A 13,739-nucleotide genomic window follows, 5' to 3' on the forward strand; every position below is an offset into this window, starting at 1 on the left:
AGCTTTGACATGAGGGGACGCTCAAGTCCGCTGCGAGGAGGCAGCGGAGCAGGTCAGCGCAGAGCTGAGGAGGAGCGAGCCATGACCAGAAAGCGTAACAATCCCAAGAACAAGCGGGACGACCACAAGACGGACGAGTCCGGCCTGAGCCGGCGCGAGTTCTTTGCCGCGGGTGCCGCGGCCGGTGCGGGGGCCGCAGCCCTGGGAGGACCGACGGCCGTCCAGGCCGCCGCGCACGAAGAGGGAGAGATGCAGTGGGACTACGAGGCCGACGTGGTCGTCCTCGGTGCCGGGTGTACCGGCCTCCCTGCCGCGATCCGGGCCCGTGATCTCGGCGCGTCGGTCATCGTCATCGACCAGAACTTCGACGCCGGCGGACGCATGCTGCACAGCGGGGCCTGGGTCTCGCTCGGCGGCGGCGACCCGATCCAGCAGCGCGACGCTGCCGGCGAGCTCGACGAGGAGGGCTTCATCCAGGTCGATCCGCTCGTTCCGCAGGAAGCGCTCGACGACGACGTCGAGCTCCTGTTCCGGGATGTGACCGACTGGTCCGTGCTCGACGAGCAGGGCTATGCCTACTACCGCTACAACAATCCCGACCAGCACCGCGGCTGGGCCGAGAACTGCCCGCCGACCCGGCAGTTCCTGATGGACAACTACTGTCGCTTCGCACGCATCGACGGCACCCACTTCGGCGGCGGCGTGTCGCGGGCGCGGGCCTCGTCGGTATTCCTCACGCTGGGCGACACGACCGACATCGAAGCGGGGACGATCACGCAGGAGGACGCCGGCGTGGCCGATCCCGAGCGGTCGAGCCCCATGTGCCCCCGGCAGCTCTCGATCTCGGCGGACCGCGTGGGCCTCAACGCCGTCCACGGCGGCGGCGCGATGTCCCGGTGCCTCGAGTACTCGGCCCGCCAGAAGGGCGTCGAGTTCATGTTCAACCGGCACATGGACGAGCTCATCCAGGACAGCTCCGGCCGGGTGATCGGGGTACGGGCGACCTATACGCCCCGACAGGACCCCGAGACCGGCGAACAGCTCCAGAGCTTCTGGTCCAACGGCAACATCGAGGAGACGGCCGAGACGGTCACCATCAAGGCCAATCGCGCCGTGATCGTCGGCACCGGCGGGCACGCGGGCAACCCGAACTTCCGCAGCCAGTTCTATCCGCGGATGAACGAGCCCTACTACCCGACCAGCGGCTGGGCGCTTCTGGGCGGCGAGGGCCGTGCGGCGGACGCCAGCGGCATCCTGGCCGGGATGAAGGCGGGCGCGAGCCTCGATGGCCTGCACCAGAACTTCGGGCGGCGGACCTATCACATCCAGACGCGTCTGGGTGTGCGGGATGCCTATACCGACATGTACCCGGGTCACCCGACTTTCCCGTTCCGGGGCTCCGCAGGGTTCAACGTCGGCCAAGCCGGGTTCGAGCATCTCATCGCCGTGAACCAGGTCGGGCGTCGCTTCTTCAACGAGATGGCGCTGCCGGACGAGCCGATCGAGCCCCGGTACCCCGGAGGCATCGAGCACGCCGTGCCCAACACTTGGGACGAGCACACTCCCTACGACTGGCGCAACTGCCGGATCGACTGGGTGCGCGAGATGTACCACTTCACCCACGGCGTGGATGCGGCCCTGCAGATAAACGAGGGGTCCGAGGCTCCGGAGTACTACTCCGGTCCCATCTGGGCGATCTTCGACAGCGCGGCCGTCGAGCGCGGCGACTTCCCCATCCGGGAGCCCTTCATCTCGACCGAGAACGGCCAGTTCTTCCAGGCCGACACGCTCGAGGAACTCGCCGAGCAGATCCAGTCGGGCAACGAGTTCCAGCGCGTTCCTCTGGAGCATCTCGTCGAGACGGTCGAGCAGTGGAACAGCTACGTAGACGAGGGATCCGACCCCGATTTCGAGCGGGGCCAGGACGATGCTCCCATGCACCGGATCGATCAGCCGCCCTACTACGCGGCCTCGATCATGGTGGTCTGGCACGACTCCTACGGCGGCCTCCGGCTGAACCGGAACTGCCAGGTGCTCGACAACGAGATGCAGCCGATCCCGGGGCTCTTCGCCGGCGGCGAGGCCAGCGGCGGCGGCCAGATGCACGGCCTCGGCCGGGCGACGGTCCACGGCTACATCGCGGGCACCGAAGCGATGTCGGACGAGACCAACCCCATGCCGGCGACCGACGCCTCCACCGAAGGGTCGGCCGACATGGAAGACGCGGACGTCCCGACCGAAGACGTGGACTGATCCACCGAGATGCCGGCGGGTGCCCGTGCCCCGCCGGTCCGGGACCGGCCGACCCGGTTTGGCCGGTCCCTTCCCCACTCTGACAGGACCAAGGACAATGACTGCTGCATTGAAAGCCAGCGGCCTGACCGTCACGCCGGAGACGGTCGATGCCGGCGCGACGATGACCCTCACAGCAAAGCTTGCCTCCACGCCGCCGCGCGACATGACCGGCCAGACCCTCCAGATCATCGACCATGACGATGCGCCCGCGGGGGAGCTCGAGATCGTGCAGTTCGACGGCCGCGTGAACCGGACGGGCAAGCTGACGCTCGACGTGCCCTCCGAGCCCGGAACGTATGAATGGCGGGCCGTGCCGCTCGCCGGCGCGAAGCAGGACGATCTGCAGGAGACCGAAGCCCTGGCCTTCACGGTCACCGTCACCGCCCACACGACGAGGCTCAACGTCTGGGGGGTGCCCACCGCGATCGAAGCGGGCAGCCGGTTCACCGCCGAGATCGGGCTAAAGTGTTCGAGCGGCTGCGAGATGACCGGACGCCGGTTCGAGGTGGTCGATGCGACGGGCGAGGTCATGGGGAACGGCACCCTTTCCGGCGAGATCCTACCCGGCACCCAGAGCCTCTATGTGGCCCGGGCCGAGCTGACCGCTCCGGAGACGGAGGGCCGCCATGACTGGTCGATCCGCGTCGACGCTGGCGATGCCCTGCATCCGGGGGCCGAGGCCCCGCTCCGCATCCGGACGACCGCGGCCGCCGAAGCGCTGGTTACGGTGCGCGTGACCGACAGCGAGAGCGGGGACCCCCTGCCCGGCCAGAGCGTCGTGATGCACCCCTACCGCGCCACAACCGACGAGGACGGCTGCGCGAGGCTCCGCGTCGCGAAAGGCAGCTACACCGTCTTCGTCTCCGGCCGCGGCCGGTACCCCATGCGGCGCAAGCTCGATGTGGAGGACGACGTGACGACGGAGGCCGCGCTTCAGGCCGAACCGCCGCCTTCCGGCAACTGGTAGGCCACTGCCCGCCATCTGAGAGAAAGCAGGAGACACAACAGGATGACCAGACGCGTACTTGCAGCGGGTTTCGCGGCCCTCGCGCTCCCCACAATAGCCCTTGCTCAGGACGGCGACCTCCTCGGCGAGGGCGAGCAGATCTTCGAGACCAACTGCGCGCAATGCCACCAGTCCGACGGAGAGGGGTTGCCACCGAACTTTCCCGCATTGGCCGGTAACGACCGCCTGTCCGATCCCTCGCTGATCGTTCAGCGGGTCCACTACGGCCTGAAGTCCATGCCGGCATTCCCCGATTTCGGACCACGCGACCTGGCGGCCGTCGCGAGCTACGTCCGGACAAGCTGGGGCAACGACTTCGGAACCGTGGACGAGTCGCAGGCCGAGGAATTGCTGGCCTCCGTGGAGCCCCCAGAGCAGGTGGCGACCCGGACAATCTGGGACGGCGTCTTCACAGAGGACCAGGCGCAAGGCGCGCGCCTTCTTTACCAGGGCGGATGCGCGCCGTGCCACGGCTCGCGCCTGAACGGCGCTCCGGACACGGCCGACATGTCACCGGCCCCGCCGCTGGCGGGCACCGCCTACATGCGGAGCTGGAACGGGAGCACGGTCGGGTCGCTCTTCGAGTTCACGAGGTCCTCGATGCCGATCAGCAATCCGGGCCAGTTCACGGACCAGCAGTACATCGACATCATCGCCTACATGCTCTCGTATCACGGAGCGCCGGCCGGGGATGAGCCGCTGCCGCCGGACCTGGACGTCCTGAACGACATCGTCATCGAGCCCGAGGAGGAATAACGCCCCGCCGAGCTAGACCCGGGCGGGCGGCGGCGCCGCCCCCCGACCATCCGGCAGGGCCACGTCGATGTTCGCTTCGGCGAGCAGCCGGTAGAGTTCGGCGAAGGTTTCGCTGGAGGGTGTCGCCTCGCCCTTGCGCTGCGTGAGGAAGTCTCCGACCGGTTCCGCAAGCCGGATGGCGGCGTCGGTCTCCTCGTCGCTGCCGGGCCGGTAGGCGCCGATCCGGATCAGTTCCTCCATGTCGGCGTAGCGGGCCAGCGCCCGCCGGGCGCTCTGCAGGATCGCGTACTCGTCGGGGCCATGGCAGTCGGGAAGCATCCGCGAGATGCTCCGTTGCAGATCCACCGCGGGGTAACGGCCCCTCTCGGCGATGCGCCTGTCGAGCACGATGTGCCCGTCCGTGATCCCCCGGACGGTATCGGCGACGGGTTCGTCCATGTCGCTGCCCTCGACCAGGACCGTGAAGAGCGCGGTGATGTCGCCCTGCCCCTCGCTGCCGGGCCCCGCCCTTTCGAGCAGGCGCGGCAGTTCGGAGAAGACCGTCGGCGGATAGCCCCGCGAGGTCGGCGGCTCGCCCCCCGACAGGCCGATCTCGCGCTGCGCGGTCGCGAAGCGGGTGATGGAGTCGAGCAGCAGGAGCACCTGTTTCCCCTGCTCGCGAAAGTGCTCGGCCACGGCCATCGCCGTCCAGGCCGCCTGGCGGCGCATCAACGGCGGTTCGTCCCCGGTGGAAACGACGAGAACCGCCCGGGCGAGTCCTTCGGGCCCGAGGTCGGTCTGGATGAAATCCTGCACCTCTCGCCCGCGCTCGCCGATCAGGCCCACGACGATCACGTCGGCATCGGCGTTGCGGGCCAGCATCCCCATGAGGCTCGACTTGCCCACACCCGAGCCGGCGAAGACACCCATCCGCTGCCCCCGGCAGAGCGGGGTAAAGACGTCGAAGGCACGTATGCCCGTCTCCATGCGCGCACCGACCCGGCGCCGGTCGAAGGCGGGCGGCGGTGCCGCCCTGACGCTGCGTGCCTCGCGACCTTCCGGAAGCGGCCCGGCACCGTCGAGCGGCCGCCCGAGCGCATCGACCACCCGTCCGACCCATCCGTCCTGCGGCCTGACGCTCTCACCGATGGGGCTGATCTCGACGCGGTCCCCGGCCACGACTCCGTCCCAGGTCCCGAACGGAAGGACATGGCTGCCGGTCCCATCGACGCCCACGACCTCGCCCAGGACCGGGCCGGAAGCCCCTAGAACACGACACCTCTGCCCGATCCCGATGGCGCGCTCGAGGCCCGTCGCCGTCAGCAAGAGCCCCCGCACGGAAGAGACCTGGCCCGTGATCCGGGAGGTTTCCATGCGCCGTGCTGTCGATGTCAGCTCGGAAAATAAGGTTTGCATGGATACATTCCCGATTGATCTTGGATTTATTCATGTTAATACTTGTGAAAGAGAAAGGGAATACCGGATGAAGCTCGAAGCAATGTCCTTCTTCCAGGTCGCCTCCCAGCGGATGCAGTGGCTGGGCGCGCGTCAGCAGGTCGTGTCCGAAAACATAGCGAACGCGGATACCCCGGGCTTCCGGGCCCGCGACGTCTCGCCGTTCGAACAGATGCTCGACAGTTCGGGGAGCGGCGGCGGCCTTGCCGCCACGAACACCGGCCACATCGGCGGGTCGACCGCCGGCGGCGACGTGGCCGTCCGCGAGGACGAAGCCTCGTGGAACGTGAGCCTCGACGGCAACACGGTGGTCCTCGAAGAGCAATCCATCAAGGCCAGCCAGATTTCCGAGGACTACCGCCTCGCCGCACAGCTCTACCGCAAGGGCTACGAGCTGATCGGCCTCGCGGCCTCGAGCAAGTAACCGGGAGCAGACGTCATGGATCCGCTCAAGTCCATCACTTCGATCGCCGCCAGCGGGATGCACGCCCAGGGGCAGCGCCTGCGGATCGTCGCGGAGAACGTCGCCAACGCGGACTCCCGGGGAACGACGCCCGGCGCGGATCCGTACCGCCGCAAGACGGTCTCGTTCGAGGAGATGGTCGACAGGAACAGTGGCTCGTCCATGGTCCGCGTGGCCGAGATCGGCCGGGACCAGAGCGAGTTCAGCCTGATCCACGATCCGGCTCACCCCGCCGCGGACGAGAACGGCTTTGTGAAGGTGCCGAACGTCAACTCGATCATCGAGATGAGCAACATGCGCGAAGCGGCCCGCAGCTACGAGGCCAACATGAACATGTTCGAGGCCGGTCGCCGCATGCGCAACCAGATCCTCGACCTGCTGAAGTGAGCCAGCGCCGATGAATGACTTCACATCCATCGTCTCGACCGGCGCCGTCCGCGGCGCCTACAAGAGCGCGCAGACCCTCACCTCGGAGCGCGGCCCGATCGAGCAGGGCCCGGAGACAAAGGAAGCCGACTTCGGCTCCTACGTTCAGAAGGCCGCCTCGGACGCGGTGAACACGGTTCGGGACGCAGAAGGGGCGATGCAGTCCGGCCTGCAGGGCGAAATGGACACCCAGGCGGTGGTCGAGGCGACCCTCGCGCTCGAGTCGACGGTCAAGGTCGCGGTCTCGGTCCGCGACAAGATGGTCGAGGCCTACCAGCAGGTCATGCAGATGCCGATTTAAGGAACAACGGGATGACGGCCGCCGATACCTATGCCGTCCTGTCGGACGCGATCCTGGCGGTTCTCATCGCGTCCGGGCCCGTCCTGGCCGTGGCGCTCATCGTGGGTCTCGGCATCGCGCTGTTCCAGGCCCTCACGCAGATCCAGGAGATGACGCTGACCTTCGTGCCAAAGATCGCGGCGATCCTCGTCGCCTTGCTGGCCTCCCTGCCCTTCATCTACGCGACCCTAGACGGGTTGTCCGACACGGTCTTCGACCTCATCGTGAACGGAGGCTTCTGAGCAGTCATGCGGCGGATCCTTGCAGCACTGGCTCTTGTCACCTCCGCCGGCCCCGCGGTCGGCTGGAACCTCTTCCAGACCGCGCCGAGCGCCGTCCCGCAGCAGGCCGCCCCCGCCGGGGACGCCGCCCTCTGCCTGAGGGAGATCCTCGCGGCGCAGGAGCGCTACGGCATCCCCGACAACATGCTTCTCGCGATCGGCCTGCAGGAGGCCGGGACGGGCCACACCGGTCAACTGACGGTCTGGCCCTGGGCGGTGAACGCCGCCGGGGAGGGGCGCCTCTTCGAGTCCCGCAGCCATGCGCTCGACTGGGTGGCGCTCAAGCGGCGCGAGGGCGTCGACTCCATCGACCTCGGATGCATGCAGATCAACATGCGCTGGCATCCGGACGCCTTCGACAGCGTCGCCGAGGGCTTCGATCCGGCGGTGAACGTCGACTACGCGGCCCGCTTCCTCGTGCGGCTCCACCGGCAGACCGGCGACTGGCTGACCGCGGCAGGCTCGTATCATTCGTTCACGCCAGAGAAGCGGGAGATCTATCTCGCCTCGCTCGAGCAGAACGTCGCGGTGGCCAATGCCCGCTCCGCCAGCTTCCACGCCATGGCTGACCGCGCGCCGCGCCAGGTGGCCGAGGCGGGTCTCACTCCCCGGGCGGGGATCGCCTGGAGTTCCCAGCTCTCGGGCGGCCGCACGAGCCTCTATTCCAGCCGGGAGTTGCAGCCGATCCTTCCGGCCTTCCAGCGAGCCCATGAAGGAGCACCCTCGTGAGCGCGCCGGACACCAACGGTCGCGGCATGGTCGCGCTCGGCCTGAACAACCGCGACACGGCCTTCGCGATCGGCATCGCGCTGGTGCTGGGGATGCTCTTCGTCCCGCTGCCGCCGGCGGTGCTGGACCTCGCACTGGCCTGCTCTCTGTCGGTCAGCGTGCTCATCCTGATGGTGGCGCTCTGGATCCCCAAGCCGCTGGATTTCAACTCTTTTCCGACGCTTCTGCTCGTCGTGACGATGCTGCGGCTGTCGCTCAATGTCTCCTCGACCCGGCTCATCCTCAGCGAGGGCCACACCGGGACCGGGGCCGCGGGCGACGTCATCGAGGGCTTTTCCCGGTTCATCGTGGGCGGCGACTTCGTCATCGGGATCGTGATCTTCGCGATCCTCGTCGTCATCAACTTCGTGGTCATCACCAAGGGCTCGACCCGCATCGCAGAGGTCTCGGCCCGTTTCTCGCTCGACGCGATGCCCGGCAAGCAGATGGCGATCGACGCCGATCTCGGCTCGGGCCTGATCGACGAGGCACAGGCCAAGGCGCGCCGGAAGGAGCTGGAAGACGAGAGCGGCTTCTTCGGCGCGATGGACGGTGCCTCGAAGTTCGTGCGCGGCGACGCGGTGGCCGGGATCATCATCACGCTGATCAACGTGATCGGCGGCATCCTCATCGGTGTCCTGCAGCACGGCATGAGTGTCGGCTCGGCAGCCAGCAACTACACGGTCCTGACCATCGGCGACGGCCTCGTGACGCAGATCCCGGCGCTGGTGGTGTCGCTCGCGGCCGGCCTGATCGTGACCAAGGGCGGCACCGAGGGCGCGACCAACGAAGCGATCCTCTCCCAGCTCGGCCGCTTCCCCAAGGCGCTCTTCATGGCCGCCGGGCTGCTCGCCTTCATCGGCCTGCTTCCCGGGTTTCCGACGGCGATCTTCCTTCTTCTCTCGGCCGGGCTCGTCGGACTGGGCGTTGTCCTGAGGCGCCACGCGGCCGAGACGGCGGACCGCGAGAAACGGGAATCCGCTGCCGCCGAGCGGTCTGCGACGGCGGAGGAAGAGGACAGCGTCCAGGAGAAGATGCGGCTCGACGATCTGCGGCTCGATCTCGGCTCGGGCCTCGTCCCGCTTATCTCGCGGTCGGACGCCGCCCTGCCCGGCAAGATCAAGAGCCTGCGCAATCTCTTCGCCCAGGACTATGGCTTCGTCCTGCCCGCGGTCCGGATCAAGGATGAGCCGAGCCTGCCGACCAACACCTACGCGATCCTCGTGCAGGGTGTTGAGGCCGCACGCGGCGAGCTGCGGCCGAACGGCATGATGGTCATCAACCCTGCCGGAAACGACATCGACCTCGCGGGCGAGAAGACCCGGGAGCCGACCTTCGGCCTCGACGCCGTCTGGATCGATCCCGGCCTCGTCGGCGAAGCCGAGCAGCGGGGCTACACGGTGGTCGATCCCGAGAGCGTCGCGACGACCCATCTGACCGAGGTCATCAAGGAGCACATGCCCGAGCTCCTGACCTACGGCGCGGTCCAGCAACTGGTCGAGGGCCTGGAGCGCAGCTACCAGAAGCTCGTCGCGGAGATCTCCGCACCGACGCCGCAGATCCTGCTGCAGCACGTCCTGCAATCGCTGCTGACCGAGCGCGTCTCGATCCGCAATTTGCCCCTGATCGTCGAGGCGGTGGCCGAGATCACCCGCAGCACGAGCAACGTGACGATGGTGACCGAGCACGTCCGCCAGAAACTCGCCAACCAGATCTGCCGGGGCCTGATGGACGACAAGGGCTTCGTCCCGGTCATCACGCTCTCCGCCACGTGGGAGCGGGAGTTCAGCGAAGCGGTCCGGGTGAACGGGGATCAGCGCAACTTCCTCATGTCGCCCCAACGGGTGCAGGAGTTCGTCCTGGCCGCGCGCCGCGAAATCCAGACCTTCGCCCAGCGCGACGAGTGGCCCGCCCTCATGGTGGGCCCGGAGGTCCGGAGCAACGTGCGGGGGATGCTCGAACGCGTGAGCCCGATGACGCCGGTCATCTCCCACGCCGAGGTCCACCGGAAAGCCTCGCTCCGGACCGTCGCCACGATCGAGACCTGAAATGGAGCTCGAGGAGGTCATTCTCGGTCAGCTGGGCGGGTTCATCCTCGCCTTCGCGCGGATGGGGGCGGTGATGGTCTTCCTCCCTGGGTTCGGCGAGCGGCAGGTGCCGGTGCGCTACAGGCTCTTCATGGCGCTCGCCATCTCGCTTGCGCTCTACCCCGCCACCGGCATCGGCGAGATCGTCTTCGGCGGGCCGCTCGACTTCGCACCGATCGTCGCGCTCGAGATCACAATCGGCCTCTGGATCGGAGTCTCGGCGCGCATCGTGATGTCGGCACTGCAGTTCGCGGGCTACCAGATCGGTTATGTCTCCGGTCTCTCGAACGCGCTCGCGCCGCAGACCGGCCAGTTCGAGGGCGCGACCATGATCGCGGGGGTCCTGATGATGGCGGCGACGGCTCTGATCTTCGCCACCGACCTGCATCACGTGATGATCCGCGCGCTGCTCCAATCCTACGAGATTTTCCCTGTCGGGCGGATCGTCCCGGGGGACCTCGCGGAGCAGATCGTGGCGGCGGCCTCGGCGAGTTTCTACGTGGGCCTCGCTCTTTCCGCCCCGTTCTATGTCATGGGGCTCGTCCTCAACGTCGGGCTGGGCCTGGCGAACCGGATGATGCCGACCCTGCCCGTCTTCTTCGTCGCCGCGCCGGTCCTGATCGCCAGCGGGCTCTTCGTCCTGCTCGCCGCGGCGCCGACGATGTTGAACTGGCATCTCCAGGAAATGGCCGACTGGCTGGAAACCTTCACCTTCTGACGCGGGGCTGAGATGGCCGACGAAGAGGACAAGCAGAACAAGACGGAGCAGCCGACCGAGCGAAAGCTCAAGAAGGCGCGCGACCAGGGCGACGTTCCGGCCTCCAAGGAGACCGGAACCGCGATGACGGTCTTCTCGCTCATGATCCTCTCGGCCTTCCTCATCCCCTCGGTGGGGGTGGGTCTCGTCGGCGCCCTGCGCGGCATGATCGACATGGCGGGACAGACGGATATCGGCAGCGGCGCGCGCGGGCTCTCGGACCTCGCCGCGGCCTCCTCGGCGATGACGCGGGAGGTCGGCCGGGTACTGGCGCCCGTCTTCATCGTGATGATCCTCGGCGCGCTCTTCGGCGTGCTGATCCAGGGCGAGACGGTCGTCTCACTGGAACGCATCAAGCCCAAGGGCAGCAAGATTTCACCGGTCGCGGGCCTGAAGCGCCTCTTCTCGGCCGACACGATGGTCGAGTTCCTCAAGAACACCCTGAAGGTCGCCATCGTCGCCGCCATCGGCACCTGGATCGCCCGACGGGCGGTCTCGGAAACCTGGATGGGTATCCTGCCGCCGGAAGGGCTCCTCGCGTTCATTCGGTCCGAGGTGACGACGATGCTCATCGCGACGACGGTGCTTCTCGTGCCCATCGCGATCGGCGACATCCTCTGGAAGCGCGCCCAATGGACCAAGAAGCAGAAGATGTCGCACAAGGAGCTGCGCGACGAGCACAAGGAGTCCGAGGGCGACCCCCACCTCAAGAACCGCCGGACCGACATCCGGCGAGAGCGGGCCCGCCAGCGGATCGCGGTCGCCGTGCCGGGCGCGAGCGTCGTCATCACCAACCCAACGCACTACGCCGTGGCGCTGCGCTACGAGCCGGGACGCGATTCAGCACCCGTCTGCGTGGCGAAGGGCGCCGACCATGTCGCCGCGCGGATCCGAAAGCTGGCCCGGGAGAACGACGTTCCGATCCTCGAGAACAAACCTCTCGCGCGCAGCCTGCACGCAGTGGCGGAGGTCGACGAGGTCGTCCCGGTCGAGCACTGGCAGGCGCTGGCGGAGATCATCAGCTTCGTCATGGACCTTCGGCGCAACATCCGCCGGGCGCCTCCCGCGGGCTCCAGCCTGCGGGACGAGCTCTAGGGCCGGGCCCCGGCGAAACCGAAATCCACCTCACTCTGGTCATTGAGGATGACGCCGGCCCGGTCGGCCGGGGGTCCTATTCGACCCGGATGTTCTCGAGCCGCTGGTCGCCGGGGAGACGGGCCCGCTCGAAGATGATCCGCGAGATTGCCTGGGCTCGGACGGGCGCCAGCTGCGCAAGGATGGGCGCGGCGTCGCGCTCTTCCATCGCCCCGAGAAGGGTCACGGTGACCTCGAGATCGAGCTCGTTCATGATGGCCGCCGCTTCGGCGGGCTTCATGTTCCGGTAGAGGTTGATGAGCCGATCCATGTCGCCCTGGTGCGCCGCCTCAACCTGGGCCAGCACCTCCTGGAGCTCGGCTTTCAGGTCGGAAAGCTGCGACGCCTCGATGGAGAGCTGCTCGCGCGCAAGGTCGATCTCGGCGCGTCGCTGGGCCGCCTCTTCCTTCTGAACCGCAAGCAGCTCCCGCTCGTGCGAGATCGCCTCGAAGATGTCATCGGGCATCTCGCAGGCTTCTGGCTCTGCGGGCTGCGACACCTCCACGGTCTCGGCCTCCTCGGAGCCGGCCGCTTCCGCGGCCGCCACGAGGTCCAGGCCCAGTTCGGAAAACGAGGCGCCGGAGAGCGACAGCCCCGCCTTCACAGCACCGACCGATGCAAGGGAGAGGATCAGCAAGCGGAACTTGCTCATGGATTATGCCTCGCTGCCGCGCGTCGCGTCGAAGAACTGGCGCACGAGGTCCGACTTCTCACGGCGCGCGGGCTTGGCGGGCTCGCGCGGCGGCTCGGGGGCTCTCTGCTGCGTCGCCTCTTCGCGACGTTCGGCGGCCTGTTTCGCCGAGACGCGCTTGCGGACGGCACCGAGCCGGGGATCCGTGGTCCCCCGCGTGCTATTGCGGGCGCTCTCGGTCGCGCGCTTGAGCTCCGAGACCGAGCTCTCGGACTTGTCGACCGCATCCGAGAACTGCCCGACCATCGGGCCCAGTTCGGCGAGCGCCGTCATCAGCCGCCGCAGCCGTCGGTCCACGAAGTAGGCGTAGCCCAGCGTTCCGGCCAAGAGCACGAGGATGAGCGTATCAATCAGTTGAGACATCGGCATCTGCGGCCTCCAGTTCGACCTTTTCTTCGGTAAGGCGCAGGGCGACCTGCCCGGTTGCGCGCCGTCCCATCTGACCACGGAACATCGTCTTGTCTCCGCAGATCACGTCCACGGGCTGATCGGGCCCGATCCCGAGGTCGATCGTCTGGCCCTTCCGCCATCCGAGCGCCTCCTGGACCGGCACCTTCAGGCTGTGAAGGTGGGCGGTCAGTGTCACCGTGGTGTCTTCGATCTTGGACTCGAGGTCCTTACGCCACCCGCTGTCGCCGCCGAGCTTGCCGCCGAGGAACGGCTGGCTGAGCAGGAGGCGCACATTCTCGAGTGCGGTGTAGGGAATGAGGAAGGACAGGGTCCCGCCCCTCTCCGCCAGCGTGAGATAGAGCGTCACGCGGACGCAGGGGCTGCTGACAGGCGCGAGCGCGACTGCCTCGGGACTGCTTTCCAGGCTCTCGATCTCGAAGGAGACCTCGGAAAGCTGCCGGAAGCACAGCGCGAATTCGTCGAGCACGAGACGCGCCAGGCGGTTGCCGAAGCGGCGCTCGATGGCGGTGAAGCTGCGCGGCGTCCAGCCCTTCGGCCGGGCCTCTCTTCCGCCCAGCAGGATCTCGAGCGTCGAGAAGAGCAGGTCGGGCGAGAGCGTCATCAGCAGCGACCCGTTCCACGGGTTGGCCAACGTCAACGCCGACAGGGATGGAGACGGGAGGCTCTTCATCGCCTCGCCGCAGGTCAGGTAGTCGAAGGACTCGAGCCGCACGTCCACGGGAAGGCCCGCGAAGCTCTTCATGGCGGTCGCGAGCGACAGCACGTAGCGATCGAACATGACCTCGAGCATCGGCATCCGCTCGAAGTTGAGCGAGGAGAGCCGGATGATCTCCTCTTCGACGGTCTCGCTGCCGTCCAGGTTTTCGCTCGCGCGGGCGTTCATCTGCTGT

General features: G+C 67.6%; 15 protein-coding genes. 11 read left to right on the forward strand and 4 right to left on the reverse strand.

Annotated elements, in window-relative coordinates; genetic code table 11:
* Positions 1-81: 81 nt before the first annotated feature.
* From F3S47_RS01370 to F3S47_RS01380, 3 genes are all read left to right on the forward strand, one after another.
* Positions 82-2,253: an FAD-dependent oxidoreductase gene (locus tag F3S47_RS01370; protein WP_150443427.1), complete on the forward strand. Its 2,172-nt coding sequence runs from the start codon at positions 82-84 to the stop codon at positions 2,251-2,253.
* 97 nt (positions 2,254-2,350) lie between these two features.
* Entirely contained in the window at positions 2,351-3,262 is a 912-nt protein-coding gene (locus tag F3S47_RS01375; RefSeq protein WP_150443428.1) for a peptidase associated/transthyretin-like domain-containing protein, read from the forward strand.
* Between the two features lie 42 nt (positions 3,263-3,304).
* Complete coding sequence (locus F3S47_RS01380; RefSeq protein ID WP_150443429.1) at positions 3,305-4,057, forward strand: c-type cytochrome; 753 nt, start codon at positions 3,305-3,307, stop codon at positions 4,055-4,057.
* Positions 4,058-4,069: 12 nt separating this feature from the next.
* On the opposite strand, the gene fliI is transcribed toward F3S47_RS01380, so the two are convergent.
* Positions 4,070-5,452, reverse strand: a complete 1,383-nt coding sequence (gene fliI, locus F3S47_RS01385) for a flagellar protein export ATPase FliI (RefSeq protein WP_150443430.1) — start codon at positions 5,450-5,452, stop codon at positions 4,070-4,072.
* Positions 5,453-5,519: 67 nt separating this feature from the next.
* On the opposite strand from fliI, the gene F3S47_RS01390 reads away from it, so the two are divergent.
* Genes F3S47_RS01390 through F3S47_RS01425 form a run of 8 tightly spaced genes read left to right on the forward strand, consistent with a single transcriptional unit; the run spans position 5,520 to position 11,708 of the window.
* Positions 5,520-5,915, forward strand: a complete 396-nt coding sequence (locus F3S47_RS01390; protein WP_150443431.1) for a flagellar basal body protein — start codon at positions 5,520-5,522, stop codon at positions 5,913-5,915.
* Between the two features lie 15 nt (positions 5,916-5,930).
* Positions 5,931-6,341 carry a flagellar basal body rod protein FlgC gene (gene flgC, locus F3S47_RS01395; protein WP_150443432.1) on the forward strand — a complete coding sequence of 137 codons (411 nt, stop codon included), beginning with the start codon at positions 5,931-5,933 and terminating at the stop codon, positions 6,339-6,341.
* A 10-nt stretch (positions 6,342-6,351) separates the two neighbouring features.
* Complete coding sequence (locus F3S47_RS01400) at positions 6,352-6,681, forward strand: flagellar hook-basal body complex protein FliE (RefSeq protein WP_150443433.1); 330 nt, start codon at positions 6,352-6,354, stop codon at positions 6,679-6,681.
* A gap of 11 nt (positions 6,682-6,692) precedes the next feature.
* Positions 6,693-6,962 carry a flagellar biosynthetic protein FliQ gene (locus F3S47_RS01405; RefSeq protein WP_150443434.1) on the forward strand — a complete coding sequence of 90 codons (270 nt, stop codon included), beginning with the start codon at positions 6,693-6,695 and terminating at the stop codon, positions 6,960-6,962.
* A gap of 6 nt (positions 6,963-6,968) precedes the next feature.
* On the forward strand, positions 6,969-7,730 hold the full coding sequence (locus F3S47_RS01410; RefSeq protein WP_150443435.1) for a transglycosylase SLT domain-containing protein: 762 nt from the start codon (positions 6,969-6,971) through the stop codon (positions 7,728-7,730).
* On the forward strand, positions 7,727-9,817 hold the full coding sequence (gene flhA, locus F3S47_RS01415) for a flagellar biosynthesis protein FlhA (protein WP_396279626.1): 2,091 nt from the start codon (positions 7,727-7,729) through the stop codon (positions 9,815-9,817). The genes F3S47_RS01410 and flhA overlap by 4 nt, the downstream gene beginning before the upstream one ends.
* Before the next feature lies 1 nt (position 9,818).
* On the forward strand, positions 9,819-10,574 hold the full coding sequence (locus F3S47_RS01420; RefSeq protein WP_150443436.1) for a flagellar biosynthetic protein FliR: 756 nt from the start codon (positions 9,819-9,821) through the stop codon (positions 10,572-10,574).
* Positions 10,575-10,586: 12 nt separating this feature from the next.
* A complete protein-coding gene (locus F3S47_RS01425; protein ID WP_150443437.1) occupies positions 10,587-11,708 on the forward strand; it encodes an EscU/YscU/HrcU family type III secretion system export apparatus switch protein in 1,122 nt (373 codons plus the stop codon).
* A 76-nt stretch (positions 11,709-11,784) separates the two neighbouring features.
* Here the strand turns inward: F3S47_RS01425 and F3S47_RS01430 are convergent, their stop codons facing one another.
* Genes F3S47_RS01430 through F3S47_RS01440 form a run of 3 tightly spaced genes read right to left on the reverse strand, consistent with a single transcriptional unit; the run spans position 11,785 to position 13,732 of the window.
* A complete protein-coding gene (locus F3S47_RS01430; RefSeq protein ID WP_150443438.1) occupies positions 11,785-12,399 on the reverse strand; it encodes a MotE family protein in 615 nt (204 codons plus the stop codon).
* A 3-nt stretch (positions 12,400-12,402) separates the two neighbouring features.
* The gene (locus F3S47_RS01435; protein ID WP_150443439.1) at positions 12,403-12,801 is read right to left on the reverse strand and encodes a flagellar motor switch protein; all 399 of its coding nucleotides are present in this window, start codon (positions 12,799-12,801) and stop codon (positions 12,403-12,405) included.
* Positions 12,785-13,732, reverse strand: coding sequence for a flagellar motor switch protein FliM (locus F3S47_RS01440; protein WP_150443440.1), 948 nt, complete (start codon positions 13,730-13,732; stop codon positions 12,785-12,787). Before F3S47_RS01440 ends, F3S47_RS01435 begins: the two co-directional genes overlap by 17 nt.
* Positions 13,733-13,739: the final 7 nt, after the last annotated feature.

The organism is Histidinibacterium aquaticum, from assembly GCF_008710275.1.
Taxonomy (GTDB): domain Bacteria; phylum Pseudomonadota; class Alphaproteobacteria; order Rhodobacterales; family Rhodobacteraceae; genus Oceanicola; species Oceanicola aquaticus.

Bases quoted from the DNA above. Each gene is read 5' to 3' on its own strand.
- F3S47_RS01370 (WP_150443427.1), top strand. From the start codon at position 82: ATGACCAGAAAGCGTAACAATCCCAAGAACAAGCGGGACGACCACAAG.
- F3S47_RS01375 (WP_150443428.1), top strand. From the start codon at position 2,351: ATGACTGCTGCATTGAAAGCCAGCGGCCTGACCGTCACGCCGGAGACG.
- F3S47_RS01380 (WP_150443429.1), top strand. From the start codon at position 3,305: ATGACCAGACGCGTACTTGCAGCGGGTTTCGCGGCCCTCGCGCTCCCC.
- fliI (WP_150443430.1), bottom strand. From the start codon at position 5,452: ATGCAAACCTTATTTTCCGAGCTGACATCGACAGCACGGCGCATGGAA.
- F3S47_RS01390 (WP_150443431.1), top strand. From the start codon at position 5,520: ATGAAGCTCGAAGCAATGTCCTTCTTCCAGGTCGCCTCCCAGCGGATG.
- flgC (WP_150443432.1), top strand. From the start codon at position 5,931: ATGGATCCGCTCAAGTCCATCACTTCGATCGCCGCCAGCGGGATGCAC.
- F3S47_RS01400 (WP_150443433.1), top strand. From the start codon at position 6,352: ATGAATGACTTCACATCCATCGTCTCGACCGGCGCCGTCCGCGGCGCC.
- F3S47_RS01405 (WP_150443434.1), top strand. From the start codon at position 6,693: ATGACGGCCGCCGATACCTATGCCGTCCTGTCGGACGCGATCCTGGCG.
- F3S47_RS01410 (WP_150443435.1), top strand. From the start codon at position 6,969: ATGCGGCGGATCCTTGCAGCACTGGCTCTTGTCACCTCCGCCGGCCCC.
- F3S47_RS01420 (WP_150443436.1), top strand. From the start codon at position 9,819: ATGGAGCTCGAGGAGGTCATTCTCGGTCAGCTGGGCGGGTTCATCCTC.
- F3S47_RS01425 (WP_150443437.1), top strand. From the start codon at position 10,587: ATGGCCGACGAAGAGGACAAGCAGAACAAGACGGAGCAGCCGACCGAG.
- F3S47_RS01430 (WP_150443438.1), bottom strand. From the start codon at position 12,399: ATGAGCAAGTTCCGCTTGCTGATCCTCTCCCTTGCATCGGTCGGTGCT.
- F3S47_RS01435 (WP_150443439.1), bottom strand. From the start codon at position 12,801: ATGTCTCAACTGATTGATACGCTCATCCTCGTGCTCTTGGCCGGAACG.
- F3S47_RS01440 (WP_150443440.1), bottom strand. From the start codon at position 13,732: ATGAACGCCCGCGCGAGCGAAAACCTGGACGGCAGCGAGACCGTCGAA.